Source organism: Cohnella fermenti (assembly GCF_004801405.1).
Taxonomy (GTDB): Bacteria; Bacillota; Bacilli; order Paenibacillales; family Paenibacillaceae; genus Cohnella; species Cohnella fermenti.
On record NZ_SSOB01000011.1, the window covers coordinates 91,167 to 113,326 of the forward strand.

Sequence of the window (22,160 nt, forward strand, 5' to 3'; positions counted from 1 at the left end):
ATTTACATTTATATAATTTCAATAAAATAGAAAAAAATTGCATAAATCGTATTGCGAACTCAATATTAACAATGTTACATTGATCGTAGATCAAGTCAATAATATTAAATTAATATAAACATAAATTCTGGAGGAATACTTAATGAGCCTTCAAGCAACCATGATCGTGGATAAGGATTTTACTATTGGCAAAATTGACGACCGGCTTTACGGTTCCTTCATTGAACACTTGGGACGAGCCGTCTACGGCGGCATATACGAACCCGGCCATCCCGCCGCCGACAAGCAGGGATTTCGCCAGGACGTCTTGGAGCTGGTCCGGAAGCTGCGTATCCCCATCGTTCGCTATCCCGGCGGCAACTTTGTATCCGGTTACGATTGGAAGGACGGCATCGGCCCGATCGGCGAACGGCCAAGCAAGCTTGATTTAGCCTGGAGGACCGTCGAGCCCAATCAGTTCGGCATGAACGAATTCGTGGAATGGTCGACAGCGGCAGGCAGCGATGTGATGTGGGCGATCAATCTGGGCACGCAAGGCGCGGACGATGCGCGTCAGGTTGTAGAATATGCCAATCACCCGTCCGGCAGCTACTGGAGCGATTTGCGCATCCGTCATGGCTACAAGAATCCTCACCGGATTAAAACGTGGTGTCTGGGCAATGAGATGGACGGGCCTTGGCAGATTGGCCACAAAACAGCGGCGGAATACGGCAGGGTCGCCCTGGAAGCCGCTAAAGTCATGAAGTGGACCGATCCTTCGATTGAATTGGTCGCTTGCGGCAGCTCCTTCTTAAACATGCCGACGTTTGCCGATTGGGAAGCGACCGTACTCGACCATACCTACGAGCATGTAGAATACTTGTCGCTGCACCAATACTACGGCAATCACGAGAATGACACTGCGACCTTCCTGGCCCGCTCGCTGCAAATGGATGAATTTATCCATAGCGTCGCGGCAATTTGCGATTACGTAAAAGCCAAGAAACGAAGCAAGAAGCGGATGTATTTGTCCTTCGACGAATGGAACGTCTGGTTCCACAGCAACGCTGCGGACAATAAACTCGAACCTTGGCAGATCGCGCCTCCGCAGCTTGAAGATGTCTATACGATGGAGGATGCTCTGGTCGTCGGCTGCTTGCTGATCAGCTTGCTCAAGCATGCGGATCGGGTAAAGATGGCTTGTCTGGCGCAGCTTGTCAACGTCATCGCCCCGATCATGACGCAGAACGGCGGTGCCGCTTGGGCGCAAACAATCTACTATCCCTTCATGCACGCCTCGCTGTATGGACGCGGTCATTCGCTGGTTCCGCTCGTTCAATCGCCGAAATATGATACGAAGGAAATGACAGACGTCCCTTATTTGGAATCGATCGCCGTACACAATGAAGAGAACGGAGAAATAACGATCTTCGCGGTCAATCGTCATTTGGACGAGGCATTGTCGTTCAAAGCGGACTTGCGCAGCTTCGGGGATTGTACGCTGATTGAACATCTTGTGCTGGAAAATGCCGATCTGAAAGCCGTCAATACGGCTGCGCAGCCCGGCCGGGTTCAACCGCATAATCATGGCAACGCCGCAATCGGCGGCTCGAGCGTTGCGGCGCGCCTGGGCAAGGCTTCGTGGAATGTCATTCGTCTGCGCACAGTTCAACCATAGCTCAAGAGCGGGCTTGCCACAAGAGCGGGCTATCTTCTCGATAACCCGCTCTTGTCCTTAATCTATGAACCTAATCTTTAAATTCGGTTAATCGACCAGGGGAGCTACGGACTCTCGCTCGATTAAGACGCATAATGGCACCTGCTCCGCAGCGTGCTCTTCGTCACCGCCGATAATACGCAGCAAAGACCTCATCGAGGAGTATCCCATCTCATGGAGCGGAAGGTTCATCGTCGTGATTCGGGGGTTCAAATAATCGCTGAATTCCCGGTTGTCGAAGCCGACAAGGGACAAATCCTCCGGCACCCGAACCCCCATCGATCTGGCTGCTCTCAGGGAGCCTGCAGCCATGACGTCGTTCATGACGAGCAATGCCGTCGGAGGATCGGCCAGCTCCAACAACTCCTTGGTCAGCTTCAGTCCGGACTCCAGGCCCCAATTCCCAACCTTGATTAATTGCGGCTCGAAGGGCAATTCGAAGTCGGTAACGGCTTTGAAGTAACCGTTAAACCGCAGCCGCGACGGAATGGAATCCATTAAGCCGGTTATAACCGCAATCCGATGATGTCCCTTCTTGTACAAATATTCGATCGCGTCATACGAAGCTTGTTCATCGTTGTACTGAATGGACAACTCGTTCTTGGTATAGCAATATGTGTATACGATCGGCGTGTCTCCCGGATCGATCAGCCCCGTCACGTCGCGAGGATGTATTCCAATATAAATAATACCGTCAACTTGTTTCGCCAATAAGTCGGACACGGCGTTCTCCGCGTACTTGCGAAAGGCGCCGATGTTCGAATAATTATGACCGACCCGCTTGTGGAGCCGCAGGTTTGTCAAGACGATATGAAGATCGTACCGATCCGCATATTCGTTTATTCCGTCGATTATTTCGGGTACGTTAAATACGGTTATGTCCTCGGCAATGACACCAATCGTATTCGTTTTTTTGCTTTTTAAACTTTTGGCGATATTGTTTGGTTTGTATTTAAGCTCTTCGATAACCTTCAGTACCCGCTCCTTCGTTTGAGGCCTTACATTTCTGGTGCCGTTTAACACATAGGAGACGGTGGCAATGGATACATTTGCTTTGGCCGCTATTTCTTTTATTCCGACTTTGTCCATTCACGAACACCGCCTTCCCCTTATAAACGTTTCCATAGATGGTTATATCATTCAATCGTGCAAGCGGTAAAGAAGCAGCCCAAGTCCAATGAAGTATGAACCAAGACTGCTTGACAAACCAATTCCATTCAGTTGATGCCCGCTTTTTGTTCTACGCCTTGTTATTTAACAATCGCGAATCCACACGGCCATCTCGCCAACGCTGCGATTGGCCCAGGCGAAGTACGGGATAAAGCTCCCTGTCAACGGCTCGCTGTTAAGTGCCGCCAGGGAGTTCTCCCGGTACAGATCGTCCTGCCATTCCTCGGAGGCCCTGCGAATGACGGTCGTCTCGATAACGTTCACTCCTCCGAGCAGATCGGGATTAAATCGCACGGCGAACTTGCCGCCGCTCGGCAAGCATAATTGGTGCAGGTTGGGGCCGTTGTCCGCTTCCTCCATGCAATAGACGAACGGGCCGTATTGCAAAGCCGTTTTGCCGAATGCGTCTCGCACATGCGGATGCCCCTTCATCCGCCTCACCTGCATATCGAACATGATCTCCAGCGTATCTCCATCCGACCAGACGCGGTCAATCCCGGCATAACCGGCTTCAAGGTCCGCATCTTCGTACGCATACGGTTGTCCGTTCAGCAGCAGAGTCTCCCGCCCGCCGCACCAGGACGGCAAACGAAGCGCCAGCTTGAAGCGTGTCGGAATGTCCGTATGGACGACCATGCGCGTCTTGCCCTCCCAAGCATAGGCCGATTGCTGCTCGATGCGCACCGCCTGGCCGTCCAGCTCGAATACGGCTTGCCCGCCAATGTACAAATGCGCGTATACCGTCCGGTCCCGCACCGTGTAAATGTATTCGCCCAACGAGGCCAGCAATCTCGCGATGTTGGGCGGACAGCACGCACAACCGAACCAGCCTTGACGCTCCGGCTTCACATGATCGTAGATATGGTTCTTGCCGCATGCGTCCGGATGAACTTCCAGCGGGTTCACGTAGAAGAACTTCTTGCCGTCCCGCGACATGCCGCTCACAACCGTGTTGTACAAGGCGCGCTCCATGACGTCGGCATATTCGCCGATCGGCTCGATCTCGAGCATCCGCCGGGCGAAGAAGATAAGTCCGATGGAGGCGCATGTCTCCGCGTATGCCGTGTCTCCCGGCAGGTCGTAATCGAACGAGAACGCCTCTCCGTGAGCCATCGAACCGATGCCGCCCGTGATATACATCTGCTTCGAGACAATATTGCGCCACAGCTTGCGGCAGGCCTGCAACAGCTCCGCGTCTCCGGTCTGAGCTGCCACATCGGCCATCGCCGTCGTCATGTAGACGACACGGACCGCATGCCCCTCCGCTTTATCCTGCTGCCGGACCGGCCGATGCGATTGGCTGTAAGCATGGTCATGGGCAATATCCAATTGGGGGAAGTGGACGGCCCCATCCCGCTTCTCCAATTCTTCCAGGTAAAAGTGAGGTTGCGAGCCGCGTTGATCGAGAAAATACCGGCTAAGCTTGAGGTACCTGTCATTCCCCGTCGTGCGGTACAGCTTTACCAGAGCAAGCTCGATTTCCTGATGGCCGTCATACCCCTGCAGCTTGCCGGGCTCCGTCCCGAATACGGTATCGATATAATCCGCAAACTTGCAGACGACATCGAGAATCTTCCGTTTGCCGGTCGCATTATAATAGGAGACGGCCGCTTCGATCATATGCCCCGCGCAATAGAGCTCGTGGCATTCCGCCAGGTTGCTCCAACGGCGATCCGGTTCTTTTAATGTAAAATAAGTGTTCAGATAGCCGTCTTCCTGCTGGGCTCTTGCGATCAGATCAACGACGCCGTCCGCCACTCTCTCAAGCTCGGGGTCCGGGCCGGTCGCAAGCAAATAGCCGACGGCCTCGAGCCACTTCGCCACGTCGCTGTCCTGGAACACCATGCCCCCGAACTCGCCCTGCTCCTCGCCTGCCGCAATCTTGAAGTTGCGCACCGCATAGCTTGGTTCGGCTTCCGGAATACGGTCGTTTAACGCTTCCCATTGATAAGGAACAATGACGTCCCGGACCAAGCGAATATATTCGGACCAATAGGGGTCTTCAATGCGTACTTTGTTTAGCTGCAAGACGTACGAATTTGTGTTTGACTGTTCCTCAGGTCTGACTTGCACTTCAATCACACTCCTAATTCTTCATTCCGGTCAGGGTGATGCCTTCTACGAAATACTTCTGACCAATCAGGTAGAAAATAACGCCCGGAGCAAAGGACATGCACGTGGCCGCCATTGTCAACGACCAATCCTGCTTCAGCTGGCCTTTAAAGTTGGTCAAGCCCAACGCTATGGTGTACTTCTCGCTCGAGTTGATGTAGATCATCTGTTGGAGCAGATCGTTCCAAAGCCCTATGAAGATAAACAAGGCGACGACGATCATGGCCGGTCTGATGGCGGGCATAATGATGTTGAACAAGATGCGGAAGTACCCGGCTCCGTCGATCGTTGCCGCTTGGTCCAATTCTCGCGGGATGGACATAATAAACTGCCGAATCAGAAAGATATTAAAAGCGCCGCCGCCGCAGAAATAAGGCAGAATCAATGGCAGATAGCTGTCATGGAGCCCCAAGCCCCGCGTCCAACCGATGTAGAGCGGAATAAGCGTAACCATGGCAGGCAGAAGCATTGAACCGACGCAGAGAGCCCAGATCAAATTTTTGCCTCTAAACCGCAGTCTTGCGAAGGCGTATCCGCACAGGGTGGCCGTGAAGGTTCCGGCCAAGCAGGAAGGAACGATAATCGTCATCGTGTTCAGCAGATACTTCCAGAACTTGAAAATCTGCAGCGTCTTCTCATAGTTGGAGAACAGCCAATCCGCCGGGATCAGCGACGGAGGATATCGGTAAATCTCGGCATTCGTCATTAGAGACGTGCGGAATATCCACCAGATCGGAAAGAGCACAAGCACCGCAAAAAAAACGACGACGACAAACGTGATTGTGCTGGCTATTCGTCTATTGCGTTTCCTGCTTCGGAGTTGTCCATATACGGCTCCGCTCATTTGTCGTCGCCTCCTTCGTTGTAGATCCATCGATTGGACGTCTTGAACAATACGATGGTAAAGGCCGCAAGAATGGCAAAAATAATAAAGGTAGTCGCGCAGGCATAACCCAGCTTGTAATTCACGAAGGCCTGATCATACATCAGATAAGTCATGAATCGGGAAGCGTTGCCCGGGCCGCCATTGGTCAGAGCAAGCGCCGGGGTAACGACCTGGAGGTTGGCAATCAAGCTCATCAACAAGTTGTAGAAGATGATCGGGGACATGCTGGGCAAGGTGATATGCAAGAAACGCTGCCACCCGTTCGCGCCGTCCATCTCGGCCGCTTCGTGGTACACAATCGGAACGTTCTGAAGCCCGGCCAGGAAAATAACGATCAAGTTCCCCGCCAGCCAGACCGAAATCAAGGATAAAGAAGGGACGACATAGCTGGAATCGGCGATAAAGAGAACTTTATGCAAGCCGACCTCGGAGAGAAGATAGTTAAAGAACCCGAAGTTCGCCTCGTAGAGCCAGGACCACCCTACGTATATGGCGACAGCCGGCAGCACGTAAGGAACATAAAACACCGCCCGAAAAAAACCTCTTGCCGGAATTTTGCGATTCAACAGCATTGCGATAAACAGCGAATAAATCATGCTGCCGATGACGGACAATATGGCAAAGTAGATTGTCGCTATAATGGAATCTTTAATGTAAGGATCGGTGGTAAATATTTTAATATAGTTATCGAAGCCGATAAATTCAGGCGTGGCCAGCCCCGTCCAATTCGTCAAGCTGATTCCGAGCACCCCGAGCAGAGGCACATAGGTCAGGAAGATCAGCCCGAGGAAAGCCGGAAGCAAACATAGATAAGCAACTCGCGCCTCCGCCAAAAAAAAGCGGGAACGGCGTCTCGGCGCTTTGCTGACGGTCTCCATCTCTCGCACCCATCCCTTTGTTTAAAGGATGACCGCCGCTAGCTTGGCGGTCATCCTTCTTATCTTTTAGTTGCTGCCTTCGTGAGCCGCTTTCAAAGCTTCAAGATTTTTGGAAATGGCGTCCTTGGCCGTTGTCTTGCCGGTCCACACATCCCCGAGGATCGATCCGAGCAAGGTGTTGAAGTCCGTCGTATGATTCGTGTAGAACCAGGATGCGGGTCTGGCGGCGGAGGATTGCGCATAATCGACGACCGCCGACTTGTATTCGTCATACGGAGGGAAGTTCGGATTGTCGACCCACTTGTGGGTGAGAGTCTCGTCCGTATACCACTTCTCGAGCGTCGGCATCCAGATGCCCGAGCTGATGAGTCCCCAGTTGTTCTCTTCGGAGTTGTACCACTTGAGCCATTCCATCGCTTCTTGCGGATGCTTGGTCTGGGAGAAGACAACATTGGCGCCGCCGGTGTTGAGGGTAACCTTCTCCTTCATGTACGGCAATACGGCAACGCCGTAGTTCAGTCCTTCTTCCTTGGCCGTATTCAGGCTGGTTCCCACGTTCCACGCGCCGTTCGTCGCCATGGCGACCGTTCCGGCGATGATGGTGCGCTGAATGCCGTCGTCGGTCTGGCCGACGGACAGCGGAGCGACATGATCCTTCAAGTAAAGATCCGCTACCTTCTGAATCGCTTCGATGCTGGCGTCTTCCCCGACTCTCACCTCAGTCCCGTCATCCGAATAGAATCCGCCGCCATTGCTAAGAACCCAGGTCTCCAGCTGCCAAGGCAGGTTCTCGATGGAAGCGCCATACTGAACGATGCCATCCGAGTTGAAGCCGTCCTCGTCGGGATGTTTGCCTTTCTTGTCGACCGTCAGCTTCTTGGCCGCCGCTACGAATTCGTCCCACGTCCATGCTTTATCCAGCGCGGAAGGCGGATAAGCGACGCCCGCCTTGTCGAACATGTCTTTGTTGTAGTAGAGGAGGAGAACTTCATTGGCGGCCGCATAAGCTACGGGTTTGCCTTGATACTTGTAGGCGAGACTGTCCAGCGGCTGGCTGTCGCTTCCCTCGTACATGGCGCTTACGTCGTTCAGCATGCCTTCGGAGGACCATTGAATGACGCCGTCTTCCTTCATCATCCCCGTATCCGGCAACTGTCCGCCCGCCGCCTGCGTATTCAGCTTCGTCATGTAATTCTCCCAAGGAATGGACACCACTTCGACTTCGATTCTGTCTTGGGAGGCATTGAACTTATCCGCTACCGCCTGCGTAGCGCTCCCTTCTTCCGCGCTCCCCCACATCGAGTAAGTAATCTTGACCTTCTCCGTCTTGGAAGACGACGTGTCAGGCGTCTTGGAAGCCTCTGCGCCCGATGATGCAGATGCAGACGCAGACGGAGATGCCGTATTGTCCTCGTTATTCCCGCAGCCCACAACACCAGATACCAGTAAAACCGAGAGAATACCTGCTCCGAGTGACTTTCCTGCTTTCATTGCCCCGCTCTCCCTTCAAAATGTACATTGGTTTATATGTCTAACCGTTCGACTCCCCCCGGAATCCCCCAGGTCTCTGAGTTAAACGTTTAGCACCAGACTCGCAAAGCGGCAATACCGTCCGATATCCGGCAGAATCGATTCGGAAAGCGCTTTATTTGTATTGTGCCATGAGTTCTTGCCAAGAAAAACAGCCTTTTCCAACCTCTTTTTTAATATTTCCAACCTGATCTTGCCTCGTTTGGAATTCGGATTAACGACGCGACGGACAGTTTTTATCCAGCGAAGAAACTCTTTTTATAATGAGGGGGATAGAGTATCATATCTTTTAGAAATAAATTGCGTCTGGACACAAGCGATTTAACCTTGGGAGGAACGAGAATGGATTCTGCGATTTTACACTTCATCTCTCCGCCAATACCCCATTTTGTGGACTGCGGTTATGCCTGCTACGAAGTGGGGGATTCCCATATTACCAGGAATTGCATACGAGTATTCGATCTTATTGTTGTTCGCAAGGGAATGCTCCCGATCGGCGAGAACGGCCGCTCCTGGGAGATCAAAGAGGGAGAAGGCTTTATCCTTCTCCCTGATGGCCATCATTACGGCAGCGCTCCCTGCACAACGGATACGGAGATCATCTGGATTCATTTTCAAACCTTCGGAAGCTGGCAGATGGGCACCGATATGAACCAATGCATGGGCAATCAGATGGAATTGATCGAGGAGCACAAGAGGCTGGCGTATCTCAATCACGCCGATGTGTGCTCCATCTTCATCCCCAAACACATGAAGCTGTCGCCCAAAGCGCTGGAGGTTCTGGAGACCTTCTTCGAGCAAGAACACGAGCCGCAATCCCTTCGCAATTGGAAGCGGCAAGCGTCCTTCCAATTGTTCCTTCAGCATCTGGATCGCGACCTCGCCTCTCCCTCGAACGAAACATCGATTCAACTCGCCGATCGGATCGAATTGTTTATTCGCCAGAACTATGCCAGCGACATCACGAATTCGGTCTTGCAGAAGAACATGAACTATCACCCCAATTACCTGGCGAAAGTAATGCTCAAGGTCTACGGCATGACGCCTATGACTTATCTCCAATATTACCGTCTCGAGCAGTCCAAGCGGCTGCTGCTGCAGACCCCCTGGTCCATTGCCCGGATTGCCGACGAGGTAGGCTTCCACCATGTCTCTCATTACTCCACCTGCTTCTCGAAGAAAGAAGGTCTCTCTCCCTCCGACTTCCGCAGGAAGTTCGCAAAGGCCCGTTAGAGAAGCAGAAGCCGCACAGACAGCCCCTCGTTCCGTTGCGAACGAGAGGCTGTCATTGCGATTCCCATCTGGGCGCTTCGTCCCCTTAGCTTACCGGCCCGAGTCCGGTCCCTCGCCGCCCCCGCAGCGACACCCCGAAGCACGCCAGCAGCACCAAGCCCGCGAGAACGTACGGATAGTTCACATCCAGGTCGAACAGCGCGCCGGCGACGACCGGGCCGATGATGTTGCCCAGGCTCGTGTAGGCCGAGTTAAGCCCCGCCACGTAGCCTTGCTGGTCCTTCGCCAGCATCGACATCTGCGTGCTGACGGTCGGCCGCAGAATGTCGCTGGCGAGGAACACGACGAACGTCACGGCGAAGATCAGCCAGTAGCTGTGAACGAGCAGCATAAGCAGGACGAAGACGCCCGCAACGAACAGACAGGCCGAGATGACCCGCTTCTCCCCGAACCGATTCAGAATCCAACTGAACGCCGTAAGCTGCACAACCGCGCCCGCAATCGAACCGAGTGTGATAACGAGAGCGATGTCCTTCGGATCGAAGCCGAACTTGTGATCGACGAACAGCGAGTAGATCGTCTCGAAGCTGGCCAGCCCGAACGACATGACGAAGACGATAATGAGGCTTGGAAAATAAGGCTCGCGATACGAATACCGAAGCTGGTTCAGCAGACTGCGGCGTTCGGCCGGGGCGGTGTCGGAGGAGGAATCCTCGGCCAGTCGGGCGACCGCTCCCGACTCCTTCAGGAACAGCAGGGAGACGAGCGCCGCGACGATTCCCGCGACTCCTGCGGCGTAGAAAGGCGCGCGAATGCCAAACTCGGCAATGAAGCCGCCGATGCCCGGCCCGATAATGAAGCCGGTCGTGATCGAGGCGTTGACGTAGCCCATGCCGGCCGCGCGCTCCTCGTTCGTCGTAAGATCGGCCGCGTACGCCATGACGGCGGGCATGATCATCGCAGCGCTGAGGCCGCCGAGCGCCCTTGCGGCGAACAGCAGAATCGGCGAACTGACGTACCCGAACAACCCTTCCGACAACGCGAAGATCAGCATGCCCAGCACAATCATTTTTTTCCGACCGAAGGAATCGGCCAGACGTCCCGCTAACGGGGAGAACAGCAGTTGGGTCAGCGAGAAGACGGCGACGAGCAAGCCCATCATGCTGCCGCCGATGCCCAGCTCGTTCATGAAACTCGGCATAATCGGAATAATAAGGCCGATCCCGGTGAATACCAGGAACAGGTTCAACATTAAGATGGGCAGCGCCCCGCGATGTCTGACAAAGATGGACATATCGATACAGCCTCCATAAAGTTCGATCCAATAATACTGAATATTTATTCTAGATTAAGCCATAAAAAATCAGGGCGACGACCGAGCGATTCCGTGCAGGAACACGTCGACCGCCAGCCGATAGGCCGCCAGCGACTGGCCCTTGTCCATGCTCTTGGAGTGTTGGCTGAGCCCGTAGAGCAAGCTGTCGAGAATAACCGCGAGCCCGGCTGCGTCCCCCCGCTTGAACTCGCCGCCGTCGATTCCCCGCTGCAAGAGCTGCTTGTTGAAGTTAACGTAACCTTGAACCATGTGCGCAATTCGTTCCTCAATCTCCGAGTCCTTCTCGGCACTCGTGAAGAACTCGTCAATCGCCTTGGTCAGCGGATGGTTGATCTGCTCGAGCGCCAGATGCTCCGCCATCCCGTACAGCTTGTCGGCGGTCGTCTTGTAGAGCGGCTCCTTGGCCAGCCACGTCTCCTCCCATTCCTTGTCCCACTCCTGGACGAGGTGCAGGAACAGCCCTTCCTTGCTCTTGAAGTGATAATAGATGTTGCCCGCACTGCAGCCGGTCGCCTTGACGATCTCCTCGATCGCGGTAGCCTTATAGCCCTTCTTGATAAAAAGCGCCTTCGACGCTTCGGCGATTTTCCTCTTCGTTTGTTCGGTTTGCTGCTGCTTCTTATTGATGGAGACCACCTCATCCCACTCGAATAATACTGAACATTTATTCAGTATTATAGTTGAGCGAGGTCGAAAAGGCAATCCGATCGGTTGATCGAAAGTCCGCCGTTGAGAAGTTAATTCTGGAAAGTTGACGTTGACGTGAAGGTTATTCGGTGGTATCTTACTTATCAGCAAATATCTTATTGGTAAGTCAAATGAGCGATAAACGAGGTGAGGGGATCGCTACCTACAAGATAGAGGAAGTTGCGAACAAGGTCGGGTTAACCAAACGAACGCTTCGGTATTATGAAGAGCTCGGTCTGATTCCTCCGCCCGATCGAAGCGAAGGCGGGTTCCGTCTGTATTCCGATCATCATGTCGAACGCCTCAACAAGATTATAACGGCGCGCGACGTTCTGGGCTTCTCGCTTCAGGAGCTGCAGCACTATGCGGCCATGATGGAGGATTACAGCAACGTACGCGAACGGCTGAAGCATACCGACGGCGAAGAGGAGCGGCTTCGGAAGCTTGAAGAAGTCGAACAGTTGGTTGCCGAGCAGATCGGGATGATCGATCGCAAGCTGGAGAAGATGGAGAAGGTCCGTTCGGAGCTTCTTCTCGTGCAGAACCGGGTCGCCGATGCCAAGCGGCAAGCGCTGGGCCGGCTGGGGCTGGGCCAAGATCAAATAGACAATCAGGAGTGATAGGAAACCGTGCAACCATCCCACCGTATGGAATCAACCAAAGCCAAGAACGAATCAAGCAAGGACAAAGGCGGCTCAGGGCAGAGCAAAAGCGAATCAAGCAGGTCCACGAACGGCGTTCTAAGCCAGCCGCGGGCCGTATGGGCCGTCTTCTTCGCCGGCATCATCGCATTCATGGGAATCGGCCTCGTCGATCCGATTCTTAAGGAGATCGCCGCGAAGCTGGAGGCGACTCCGAGCCAGGTCAGCCTGCTGTTCACCAGCTACAACGCCGTCATGGCCGTCGCCATGCTCATCACCGGCACCGTCACGACGCGCATCGGAATTAAACGGACTCTTCTGCTTGGCGTTGTCATCATCGCGATCTTCTCGCTGCTCGGCGGTCTGTCCAACGACATCTGGACGCTCGTCGGCCTGCGCGCCGGCTGGGGACTCGGCAATGCGTTCTTCGTCGCCACCGCGCTGACGGCGATCGTCTCGCTGTCTACGGGCGGCGTCGCCCGCTCCATCATTCTGTACGAAGCTGCTATCGGGCTCGGCATCTCGATCGGACCGCTGGTCGGCGGAGAGCTGGGCTCGATCTCCTGGAGAGGGCCATTCATCGGCGTCGCGGTTCTGATGGTTATCGCCTTTATTGCGATTGTTGCGCTTATGCCGAAGGAAGCCGGCAAGCCGGCAAACTCCGCTCCGGCGAAGAAGTCCTCGTTCCTGGACCCGTTCAGAGCCATGCGCCACCGCTCTCTCGTCGTGTTCGGGCTGACCGCTTGCTTCTATAATATGGGCTTCTTCACGCTGATGGCTTACGCGCCGTTCGTGATGGGCCTCGGCATCCACGGGCTCGGCTACGTCTTCCTGGGCTGGGGCATCCTGCTGGCGGCAACGTCCGTCTTCATGGCACCATGGCTCCAGCGCCGATTCGGAACGGTCAAATCCATGGCGTTCATGCTGACGCTGTTCGGGCTGACGCTGCTCGCCATGGCGATCTGGACCGATACGCAGTGGGTCATTATCGCGAGCGTCATCTTCGCCGGAGCGTTGCTTGGCAACAACAATACGCTCATTACGACAGGCGTCATGAACGCAGCCCCGGTGGAGCGCTCCACCGCATCCGCCGCCTACAGCTTCCTTCGCTTTATCGGCGGCGCAATCGCGCCTTACTTCGCAGGCAAGCTTGCGGAATGGTTCAATCCGCACATTCCGTTCTACGTCGGCTCCGGCTTCGTCCTGCTGTCCGTTGTCTTCATTCTGATGAACAACAAGCATATCAAGCACGTCGACCACGCGGGCGGGCATTAACGAACGCCAAGCCGGACCGGACACATTGGCCCCGATGACCCCGCTGGCCGGACCGGCCTCACCGGCTCATGCGATTTATGCGATTTTTCACATTCATCGCCCGGGATTCCGCATGAATCAAGGGTTTTATGTGGTTTTTAACATAAATCAGAGCATCTCGGCCCGGAATCCCCCTACGAATGTGATTTATCGCATAAAATCGTCCAAACATCCCGTTATCGGGCAGCACGAATGTGAAATTTCGCATAAATTCACGGATTCGCCGATTCCGCCAAGAGAGGCTAACCGACTGCTTGCAGCCGATTAGCCTCTCCCTATCCAACCCGTTATCGTTTCGCTTGCCTCGTGCTTGCCTCAGCTCACTTACCGCTTCTCGCTTGCTCGCCTCTCACCTACTGCTTCTCAACTACCGCTTCTCACTTACTCGCATCTCACTTACCGCGTCTCACTTACTCGCATCCCGCTTCCCCGCGTCCCACCGCAAAGGTTCAATACCGGAACCAGTTCACGTCCGCCACGCTGCCGCTGGCCGGCTTGCTGAATACCAGATACAGGTTCTGAACGCCTGTCGCCCCGGTAACGGGCACGCTTACCGTGCTGTAATCGCCCCAGCCGCCGGTGGCGGGCAGCAGCAGCGAGCCGAGCAGCGTACCGGTCGGGCTGCCGATGCGGAATTCGATCGTGGCATTCGTATTCGGCGTCGCGTACCTCACCTGAATGGCGGATACGCCGGACGAGCCGAAGTTAACATTATTGTATACTGCATAGTCGCCATTATCCGTGGAGCCGAGCTTGTTGCCTCCGCCCTCCGGATCGGCCGTCGCGGATACGCTCAGGCCGTGCTGGCTGGAGAAGCTCTCCGCCTCGATCGTCGTATAGGTCGTGTAGCTGAACCAGTTGATATCGGCGACGCTGCCGGAGGACGCCTTCTTGAACACCATGTACACGTTCTTGATCCCGCTCGCTCCGGTGACGGGAATCGTCGCCGTCGCGTAGGTCGACCAGCTTCCGGTGGACGGCAGCAGCAGCGAGCCGAGCAGCGGCCCGGTCGGACTGTCCGTTCTGAATTCCACCGTGCCGTCCGTGTTCGGCGTCGCGTACCTCAGCTGGAACGCATTCGTTCCGGTTCCCATGTTCAGGTTCGTGTAGTAGACGTAGTCGTTGTTGTCCGTGGAGCGGACCATGAGACCGCCGCCTTCGTCCACCGTTGCGGCCGTGCTGATCTTGTAGCCTCCGGAGTAGCTCTCGGCTTCGATCTTCGCATAGCCCGGCCCCGGAATGACGGGGATGTCGGTCCGCAGCAACGTCGGGTACACCCAGGCGAAGTGGTGATAGTTCACGCCGTTCAGCACGCCTTCGACCGGACGATATTGCGTCACGTAAATCTCATAGTCGGTATTCTGGTAGATCTCGGCCAGCCCTTCGTACATGTTAAGCGGGTATTGATTCGAGTTGAGCGCCGCAGGGAATCCCGTATTGCTGCTGTAAGGCCACTCGCCGATATGGCCGTTCACGTAGTAGAACAGCTTGTCCGCCGCCAGCTTGATGCTCTTGCCGCTCGGCGACACCCAGTTGAACAGATCCTCGCCCGTCGTGTTGCGCACAACCTCCGCCGCGGCTGTCATCGGCGACAGCGCGAAGTAATGATACCAGAGCGAGTTGGTGCCGCGCGTCGCTTCTTCGGGCAGGAAGCCGTTCGCGTCGATCGACGTGTCGATCTGCGTCTTCAGGTTGGCGACCTCCGCCGCGAACGCGGTCGCATCGTCGGTGAATTGATAATACGACAATTGCGCGTACAGGCTCCAGTCCCACCAGTTGTTGCGGCTGCTCATGCCGTCCCACTTCGGCAGCCATACCGAGGCGATCCAGTTCTTGAACTGGGTCTGGTCGGCTGTGCTCCAGCCGCTGTATCCCTTGATCAGGTCCGCCGCTTGAACGAGACCTACGCCCAGATAAGCGGAGGCGAGCGGACCGTCCGTACCCGTGACCGACGTGTTCGTGTACGCCCAGCCGTTGAGCAGCTCCTTCGCCTTGTCCGCATAGGCCGTATTGCCGGTGAATTGATAGGCCAGCGCCGTCGCATAGGCCGCCTTGGCATCCTCTTCGATCAATCCCTTGGCGGCATTGTGGCCGGCGGCGTCCGCGTAATAACCGGGAATATTCCAGACGGCGACGGCATGGCTGGTCACGGACAGCCCGGCGTTCGCGTCGACCATCATCAGATCGTAGGCTTCCTTCCAGGGCGACTGATTCGCGCTCACCTTCGCCTTGATCGCGGCAAGCTCGCCGGAGGTCACGCTGCTTGCCGGATGGGAATACGCCGAGGCGGCGGCCGCGAAGGCCAGCAGCATCGACAGGGACAGCAGCGCGCATACCGCCGTTTGGACTCTCCTTAACCGACTCGTTCTTTTCCCATAATGGTTTGTTAGGTCATGGTTTGTTCTGGCATCGTTCGTTCTGATCGTCAATCTCATCATCGTCCCTCCATCGGAGTAATAAAGCGCTTGCAAGGCGCCGCGATCATGATCACCTCGTATTATACCGAACCGCGGCCGGCGCGCCAGCGAATTCGTGCAACTCGCGGCAAAGATTCGTGTCGGACGAGATAATGCAAGTGCCGATGACGAGATTGTTCAAGTTTCGCGAATCTTTACTATAGCCCGTCTCCCCTTGCCCCGCCTAGACTGAAGTCACCCGAACGGGCCAACCGGACGCCTCCGCAACCCCGGACGAACCCCGGACGCCAAGCAACAAAGCAAAGGAGTGGAGCTTGCCTTGATCAAAAGAAATACGTTCCTGCGGGAGATCGTCACCAACCGGATGCTGTTCCTGATGCTGATCCCGACCCTCTTGTTCTTCGTGATCAACAATTATTTGCCGATGGTAGGCATCTACTATGCGTTCACGAGATTCGACTTCAGCAAGAGCCTGTTCGACAGCGACTTCGTCGGCTTCGAGAACTTCGAATTCCTGTGGAGGTCCGGCATCCTGACGCGTCTGACGCTCAACACGCTCGGCTACAACGCGGCCTTCATCCTGCTCGGCAACGTCGGGGCGATCGCGCTTGCGGTGCTCGTCAGCGAGCTGAAGCTGAAGTGGTTCAAGAAGCTGAGCCAGTCGGTCATGTTCCTGCCCTACTTCATCTCGTTCGTCATCCTGAGCGTTATCGTGTACAACATCTTCAACTACGAGAGCGGGTTCCTGAACACGCTGCTGAAGGGCTGGGGCTTGAATCCGGTCGACGTCTACAGCACTCCCTGGGTGTGGGTGCCGCTCATCATCTTCTTCTATCTGTGGAAAAACCTCGGCTACAGCATGGTCATCTACTTGGCTGCGATCACGGGAATCAGCGACGAATACTACGAAGCGGCCAAGATCGACGGCGCCCACATTTTCCAACGTGTCCGCTATATTACGATCCCGATGCTGAAGTCGACCTTCGTCGTCCTGCTGCTCTTCGCGCTGGGCAGCATCATGAAGGGCCAATTCGACCTGTTCTATCAGCTGATCGGCAACAACGGGATGCTCTACAACGCCACCGACATTCTCGACACCTACGTCTATCGTTCGCTGAAGGTGACGTTCGACATCGGCATGGCCTCGGCGGCGGGCGTCTACCAATCGCTGTTCGGATTCGCGCTCGTCATGATCGTCAACACGATCATCCGCAAGATCAACGAAGATTACGCCTTATTCTAGGAGGACCGCGGTTGTGAAAATAAAAGAAGAGAAGTATTCGGGGTTGTTCAAATGGATCGCCTACATCTCCGTTGCCTTGACGACGCTGCTATGTCTGCTGCCCTTCCTGCTCATCGTCTCCGCTTCGCTCACCCGCAACGAGGCGCTCGTTCGGGAAGGCTACCGGCTGTGGCCGCAGGAGTTCTCCCTGGAAGGCTACAGGATGATCTTCAAGTTCCCCGAGCGAGTGCTTCATGCCTACGGCGTTACGGGCCTGACGACCGTCGTCGGCACGCTGCTCGGCCTGTTCTTCATCACGATGGCAGGCTACGTGCTCCAGCGCAAGGACTTCCGTTACCGCAACGTCTTCGCCTTCCTCATCTACTTCACCACGCTGTTCGGCGGAGGGCTTGTTCCCTGGTACATCCTGTTCACCAAGTATTTGAAGCTGACCGACACGTACGCCGTCCTGATCTTCCCGGGACTCATGACGCCGTTCCTCATCATTCTGATGAAGAACTTCATTCGCTCCGCCGTGCCCGAGGAAGTCAACGAATCCGCCAAGATCGACGGCGCCGGCGACTTCCGGATCTACAGCCGCATCGTGCTGCCCTTGTCGCTGCCGGGCATCGCCACCGTCGGCCTGTTCCTGGCGCTCGGCTATTGGAACGACTGGCTGCTGTCCTCGCTGTTCATTAACGATACCGACATGTACCAGCTTCAATATTACTTGTACAACGTCATCAATACCGTATCGTTCATGGCGTCCATGGGCGGCAACGGCGTCTCGCTCGGCGGCAGCATCCCGACCGAGTCGATGAAGATGGCGATGGCGATCATCGCGACGGGGCCGATTCTGCTGCTGTATCCGTTCGTGCAGCGCTACTTCGTCAAGGGACTCACGATCGGCGCCGTCAAAGGCTGAATACCGGTTAGAACCGCCGCGGGTATCGCCCCGCGGACGGCTAACATATATACTATGAAGAATAAGGGAGGATTCACATGTCTTACAGAAAGAATGCGCTTACGCTGTCGGCAGGCGCGCTGGCCCTGGTTACGGTCTTGTCCGCTTGCGGCAATAACAACGACGATACCTCGTCGCCGGCGACGTCCCCGTCTTCGTCTCCGTCCGCTTCCGCCGCATCGTCGTCCGCATCCGCGGCCCCTGCCGGCCTCGACACGTCGAAGCACGTCACGCTGCAGTTCTACATGCTCGGAGATGCGCCGAAGGATCTGGATCTGATTCAGGACGAGATCAACAAGATGGCCGAGGAAGAGCTGAACGCGACGGTCAAGTTCAACTTCACGACGTGGACCGATTGGGACCAGAAGTACAAGCTGCTGCTCTCCTCGGGCCAGCAGGTCGACCTTCTGTTCACCGCCGATTGGACGCAGTACCAGGCGTATGCCAACAGCGGCGCCTTCCTGCCGCTCGACGATCTGCTGCCGACGGCGGCCCCCAAGCTGCAGGAGTTCGTGCCGGAAGACATGTGGGAAGCGGTGAAGGTCAAGGGCAAAATCTATACGGTTCCGGCAACCTATAAGGAATATGTCACCAACGGCTTCGTCTACCGCGAGGACCTGCGCGAGAAGTACAACCTGCCCGTGCCGAAGGACCTCGCGACCATGGAGGCGTACCTGGAGGGCATCAAGCAGAACGAACCCGGCATGACGCCGCTCGCCATCGACAACGTGACGGACAACCTCATCAACCCGCTGCGCGAGCTGACGGACCATTCGGTCGGCGCCAAGCTCCCGTACGGCATCGGCATCAAGTATGAATCGCCGAACGACGTCTACTCGTACTGGGGCTCGGAGGAGCAGCTCTCCGACTTGAACCTGGTCCGCAGTTGGGCCGAGAAGGGACTGTTCGCCAAGAACGTGCTCAACCAGAAGGAGCTCTCGGGCGATCTGATCACCAGCGGCAAGGCGGCGGCGATGCTCGGCGACAACCCGACAAGGTATAACGACAATAACATGAAGATGCAATCGCTGCATCCGGACTGGAAGCTCGGCTATACGCCGTATGCGGAGATTCTCGGCTACGCCACGCCGGTGCATCCGATCCACAACGGCTTCGCCATTCCGAAGAACAGCGCGAATCCGGAGCGCGCGCTGGCGTTCTACGAGAAGCTGGTGACCGACAAGCGCTACAACCTGCTGACGCAATACGGCATCGAAGGCAAGCATTACACCGTGGAGAACGGTTATTACACGATGATCGGCGACAGCTCGTCGAACGGCTTCCCGCGCGAGGGCATGCAAGGCTGGGCTTGGCGCAATCCGGAATACATGCTGTTCGATCAAGGCTACGACGGCGTCAAAGCCATCTTCGACGAGCTCGACAAGGTGGCCAAGCCCGACCTGTTCACCGGCTTCACGGAGGATTATACATCGTACCAGCCGGAGCGCGCCGCGCTGGAGCAGGTAGAGAAGCAATACTTCTATCCGTTGTACGCAGGGCTTCTGTCCGATGTTCAAGCGGGCATCGACACGGCGATGGCCAAGGCCAAGCAAGCCGGGCTGGAGAAAATCCAGGAATCGTACAAGCAGCAATGGCTGGCGTATACGGCGGAGGCGGGCATCCAGTAATCCCGCGATAGTCCCGCAGGCGGCAGCGCAGCCGCGGGAGAGCCGCGCCGGGAACAACCGGCAGGCTCTCTTGCGGCGATCATGCATCCAGAAGAAGGAGAGGTTCCTTTGCGATTGTTGACCGCGTTTCGCCGGATGAACCTTTATATGAAGCTGCTGCTCGGCATCGTGCTCGTGACCGTCGTCACGCTGGCCGTCGCTTCGGCCATTTTGTTTTTTTATTTTACCCGGATCGCCCTCGGGCAAGTGTACCGCACCGACCTCGACAGCCTCGAGCAGACAAGCCGGGAAGTCAGGCGGTTGACCGAGAGCGCCCAGACGCTGACATTCCAGATGTACCGCAATACGACGATCACCCAACTGCTCTATTACGGCACGCCGAACGTATACGAGACGGTGGCCGCATTGACCGAGATGAACAATTACCTGCTCACGATGCCTTATATCGACTCCATCTACGCTTACAACCCGCGAACCGCGAACGTCTACATCGCGGCCGATTACGGACAGAACGGCCCGTACGCCAAGAGCGAGCTGGCCGATAACGATATATTGACGCTTCTGGACAACTATACGGATTACAAACCGCTTGTCCCGATTCCCCGGTACGTGTGGACGGACGAATCGCGCACGGAGCGCAAAGCGGTGTACACCTACTTGTTCTACGACGCGATCGGCTCCCCCGACAACTCGCTCAACTCGGCGATCGTCGTCAACATCGACGCCGACTGGATTCACAAGGATATCGGCGGAAGCGGCAGCGACAAGATCGGACGCACGTTTATCATCGACAACTCGGGCAAGCTGCAATTCGGCGGCGAGGAGCGACTCGAAGCGGAGGCGCGCGACCTTGTCGAGCGAATCGATCGGCGCCAGGGAGCCGGCTACCTCGTCGGCCGCTATGCGGGCGAACGATCGCTCATCTCCTATACGCAAGCCGACGACATGGACTGGCGGTATGTTCGCGTCAGCTCCTATGCCGCCGTCACCGGCAAGGTCGAGGATATGCGCCGGACAACGATCCTCATCACGCTCGCGATCGTCGCCTTCGGCCTGCTGCTGTCCTGGCTTCAGACGCGCAGGCTGTATGCGCCGATCGACCATATGGCAAGCCGGGTCAGCATGCTCGAGGTGGATCGGCGCAACAATCTGTTCACGGTCCGGCAGACGTACTTGCGCAGCCTCGTGTTCGGGCGTGAGCCCGTCAACCCGAAGGCGCTGCGCGAACGGTTCGCCGCGCTCGGGATCGGCTTCGACATTCAGGGGGAATACCGGATCGCGCTGCTCGGCATCGACGGCTTCCCGGCGTTCGCCGAAGCGCGCGGGGCGGATGTGCACGTCTACAAATACGCGATCATGAACATCGCGTCGGAGCTGGCGAACCAGGCTTATCAGGCGGAGACGGTCGATCTCGAGGAAGGGCTTGTGCTGCTTCTGCTCGGCTCGTCCTCCCTCTCGTCCACCCCTGCGGCTTCGCCCGAGCAATCGGACGAGAGGTACATTCGCTCGATGCTTATGCAGATCCAGAATGCGACGCGCGAGCATCTCGGGCTCGGCTTGTCGATCGCCTACACCGCCCCCGACCGTCAATTCCTGCATCTCGGCGCGCTGTACCGCCAATCGGCCGAAGCGCTGAAGTACCGCTTCCACGCCGGCCGCGGCGCAATTCTGTATGCGCCCGATACCATCGTGCCTCCGTCCAACGAATACCGCTATCCGGCGGATCGCGAGCGCCGGCTGAACGAAGCGATCATGGCCGGCAAGACGGACGAAGCCCGCGCGATCTGCGACGAGCTGCTGGACGAGACCCGGCGCTATCCGATCCAGGCGGCCGAGGACCTGCTGGCGCGGCTCAAGACGGCGCTCGCCCAATCGCTGACGATGCTCGAACGCAACCACGGCATCGAGTTCGCCGCTCATCCGGACAGGCATTGGCCGCCGGCGTCCCGGATCGAGACTCGCGCGGAGGCGGAACGGCTGATCGAGGAGCTGCTGGCGGAAGCCAGGGACAAGGTGGAAGGCAAGCGCAAGCACCGCCTGGAAGATCTGATCGGCCAGATCAACGAGCTGATCGAGCGGCAGTACGGCGATCCCGCGCTGTCGCTGAACCTTGTCGCCGAGCTGCTCAGCATGTCCCCGAGCTATGTCGGGCGGCTGTACAAGCAGCATACGATGAACACGATCGTCGACGCGATCCAGAAGGTGCGGCTGGAACGGGCGATGGAGCTGCTCGCCCGGACCCATCTTCCGATCGCCGAGATTGCGGAGCAATGCGGCTTCACCAGCACGTCCTACTTCAACCGATTATTCAAGAAGCACTACGGGCTGACGCCGACGGACTGCCGGAAGGGCGGCGAGCGGAGCATCGGCGAAGATCTTCTGACCTAGCCGACCGAGCCGTGAAGAAGGAAGCGCGCACAGCCCCGGCAGACCGAATACGGCAGCG

16 protein-coding genes are annotated in these 22,160 nt (G+C 56.4%); 8 read left to right on the top strand and 8 right to left on the bottom strand.

Annotated elements, in window-relative coordinates; genetic code table 11:
- Positions 1 to 142 precede the first annotated feature (142 nt).
- Positions 143 to 1,657, top strand: coding sequence for an arabinosylfuranosidase ArfA (gene arfA, locus E6C55_RS10600; RefSeq protein ID WP_136369766.1), 1,515 nt, complete (start codon positions 143 to 145; stop codon positions 1,655 to 1,657).
- An 87-nt stretch (positions 1,658 to 1,744) separates the two neighbouring features.
- Here the strand turns inward: arfA and E6C55_RS10605 are convergent, their stop codons facing one another.
- The 5 genes from E6C55_RS10605 to E6C55_RS10625 all read right to left on the bottom strand — a co-directional run bounded on the left by E6C55_RS10605 (position 1,745) and on the right by E6C55_RS10625 (position 8,233).
- Entirely contained in the window at positions 1,745 to 2,785 is a 1,041-nt protein-coding gene (locus tag E6C55_RS10605) for a LacI family DNA-binding transcriptional regulator (protein WP_136369767.1), read from the bottom strand.
- 165 nt (positions 2,786 to 2,950) lie between these two features.
- Complete coding sequence (locus E6C55_RS10610; protein ID WP_230986638.1) at positions 2,951 to 4,939, bottom strand: glycoside hydrolase family 127 protein; 1,989 nt, start codon at positions 4,937 to 4,939, stop codon at positions 2,951 to 2,953.
- A 13-nt stretch (positions 4,940 to 4,952) separates the two neighbouring features.
- Entirely contained in the window at positions 4,953 to 5,822 is an 870-nt protein-coding gene (locus E6C55_RS10615; protein WP_136369768.1) for a carbohydrate ABC transporter permease, read from the bottom strand.
- Positions 5,819 to 6,667, bottom strand: coding sequence for a carbohydrate ABC transporter permease (locus E6C55_RS10620; RefSeq protein ID WP_230986639.1), 849 nt, complete (start codon positions 6,665 to 6,667; stop codon positions 5,819 to 5,821). Before E6C55_RS10620 ends, E6C55_RS10615 begins: the two co-directional genes overlap by 4 nt.
- A 141-nt stretch (positions 6,668 to 6,808) precedes the next feature.
- Positions 6,809 to 8,233 (bottom strand): ABC transporter substrate-binding protein, encoded by a 1,425-nt coding sequence (locus tag E6C55_RS10625; RefSeq protein ID WP_136369770.1) that lies wholly within the window; start codon positions 8,231 to 8,233, stop codon positions 6,809 to 6,811.
- A 522-nt stretch (positions 8,234 to 8,755) separates the two neighbouring features.
- Between E6C55_RS10625 and E6C55_RS10630 the strand changes: the two genes are divergently transcribed.
- Complete coding sequence (locus E6C55_RS10630) at positions 8,756 to 9,505, top strand: helix-turn-helix transcriptional regulator (protein WP_230986640.1); 750 nt, start codon at positions 8,756 to 8,758, stop codon at positions 9,503 to 9,505.
- 85 nt (positions 9,506 to 9,590) lie between these two features.
- Here E6C55_RS10630 and E6C55_RS10635 read toward each other — a convergent pair whose 3' ends face one another.
- Positions 9,591 to 10,799: an MFS transporter gene (locus E6C55_RS10635; protein ID WP_136369772.1), complete on the bottom strand. Its 1,209-nt coding sequence runs from the start codon at positions 10,797 to 10,799 to the stop codon at positions 9,591 to 9,593.
- 69 nt (positions 10,800 to 10,868) lie between these two features.
- The gene (locus E6C55_RS10640; protein ID WP_136369830.1) at positions 10,869 to 11,468 is read right to left on the bottom strand and encodes a TetR/AcrR family transcriptional regulator; all 600 of its coding nucleotides are present in this window, start codon (positions 11,466 to 11,468) and stop codon (positions 10,869 to 10,871) included.
- A gap of 191 nt (positions 11,469 to 11,659) precedes the next feature.
- On the opposite strand from E6C55_RS10640, the gene E6C55_RS10645 reads away from it, so the two are divergent.
- Positions 11,660 to 12,148, top strand: coding sequence for a MerR family transcriptional regulator (locus E6C55_RS10645; RefSeq protein WP_230986641.1), 489 nt, complete (start codon positions 11,660 to 11,662; stop codon positions 12,146 to 12,148).
- Between the two features lie 9 nt (positions 12,149 to 12,157).
- Positions 12,158 to 13,444, top strand: a complete 1,287-nt coding sequence (locus E6C55_RS10650) for an MFS transporter (protein ID WP_230986642.1) — start codon at positions 12,158 to 12,160, stop codon at positions 13,442 to 13,444.
- A 488-nt stretch (positions 13,445 to 13,932) separates the two neighbouring features.
- Here E6C55_RS10650 and E6C55_RS10655 read toward each other — a convergent pair whose 3' ends face one another.
- Positions 13,933 to 15,918 (bottom strand): carbohydrate-binding protein, encoded by a 1,986-nt coding sequence (locus E6C55_RS10655; protein ID WP_168735572.1) that lies wholly within the window; start codon positions 15,916 to 15,918, stop codon positions 13,933 to 13,935.
- Between the two features lie 346 nt (positions 15,919 to 16,264).
- Here E6C55_RS10655 and E6C55_RS10660 point away from each other — a divergent pair, with 346 nt between their 5' ends.
- From E6C55_RS10660 to E6C55_RS10675, 4 genes are all read left to right on the top strand, one after another.
- Positions 16,265 to 17,143 (top strand): ABC transporter permease, encoded by an 879-nt coding sequence (locus E6C55_RS10660; protein WP_136369833.1) that lies wholly within the window; start codon positions 16,265 to 16,267, stop codon positions 17,141 to 17,143.
- 13 nt (positions 17,144 to 17,156) lie between these two features.
- Positions 17,157 to 18,047: a carbohydrate ABC transporter permease gene (locus E6C55_RS10665; RefSeq protein WP_136369774.1), complete on the top strand. Its 891-nt coding sequence runs from the start codon at positions 17,157 to 17,159 to the stop codon at positions 18,045 to 18,047.
- Positions 18,048 to 18,124: 77 nt separating this feature from the next.
- Positions 18,125 to 19,714, top strand: coding sequence for an extracellular solute-binding protein (locus tag E6C55_RS10670; RefSeq protein WP_136369775.1), 1,590 nt, complete (start codon positions 18,125 to 18,127; stop codon positions 19,712 to 19,714).
- 108 nt (positions 19,715 to 19,822) lie between these two features.
- Positions 19,823 to 22,102 (top strand): AraC family transcriptional regulator, encoded by a 2,280-nt coding sequence (locus E6C55_RS10675; protein ID WP_168735573.1) that lies wholly within the window; start codon positions 19,823 to 19,825, stop codon positions 22,100 to 22,102.
- Positions 22,103 to 22,160: the final 58 nt, after the last annotated feature.

Bases quoted from the DNA above. Each gene is read 5' to 3' on its own strand.
- E6C55_RS10645 (WP_230986641.1), top strand. From the start codon at position 11,660: ATGAGCGATAAACGAGGTGAGGGGATCGCTACCTACAAGATAGAGGAA.
- E6C55_RS10625 (WP_136369770.1), bottom strand. From the start codon at position 8,233: ATGAAAGCAGGAAAGTCACTCGGAGCAGGTATTCTCTCGGTTTTACTG.
- arfA (WP_136369766.1), top strand. From the start codon at position 143: ATGAGCCTTCAAGCAACCATGATCGTGGATAAGGATTTTACTATTGGC.
- E6C55_RS10630 (WP_230986640.1), top strand. From the start codon at position 8,756: ATGCTCCCGATCGGCGAGAACGGCCGCTCCTGGGAGATCAAAGAGGGA.
- E6C55_RS10655 (WP_168735572.1), bottom strand. From the start codon at position 15,918: ATGAGATTGACGATCAGAACGAACGATGCCAGAACAAACCATGACCTA.
- E6C55_RS10660 (WP_136369833.1), top strand. From the start codon at position 16,265: ATGCTGTTCCTGATGCTGATCCCGACCCTCTTGTTCTTCGTGATCAAC.
- E6C55_RS10635 (WP_136369772.1), bottom strand. From the start codon at position 10,799: ATGTCCATCTTTGTCAGACATCGCGGGGCGCTGCCCATCTTAATGTTG.
- E6C55_RS10670 (WP_136369775.1), top strand. From the start codon at position 18,125: ATGTCTTACAGAAAGAATGCGCTTACGCTGTCGGCAGGCGCGCTGGCC.
- E6C55_RS10615 (WP_136369768.1), bottom strand. From the start codon at position 5,822: ATGAGCGGAGCCGTATATGGACAACTCCGAAGCAGGAAACGCAATAGA.
- E6C55_RS10605 (WP_136369767.1), bottom strand. From the start codon at position 2,785: ATGGACAAAGTCGGAATAAAAGAAATAGCGGCCAAAGCAAATGTATCC.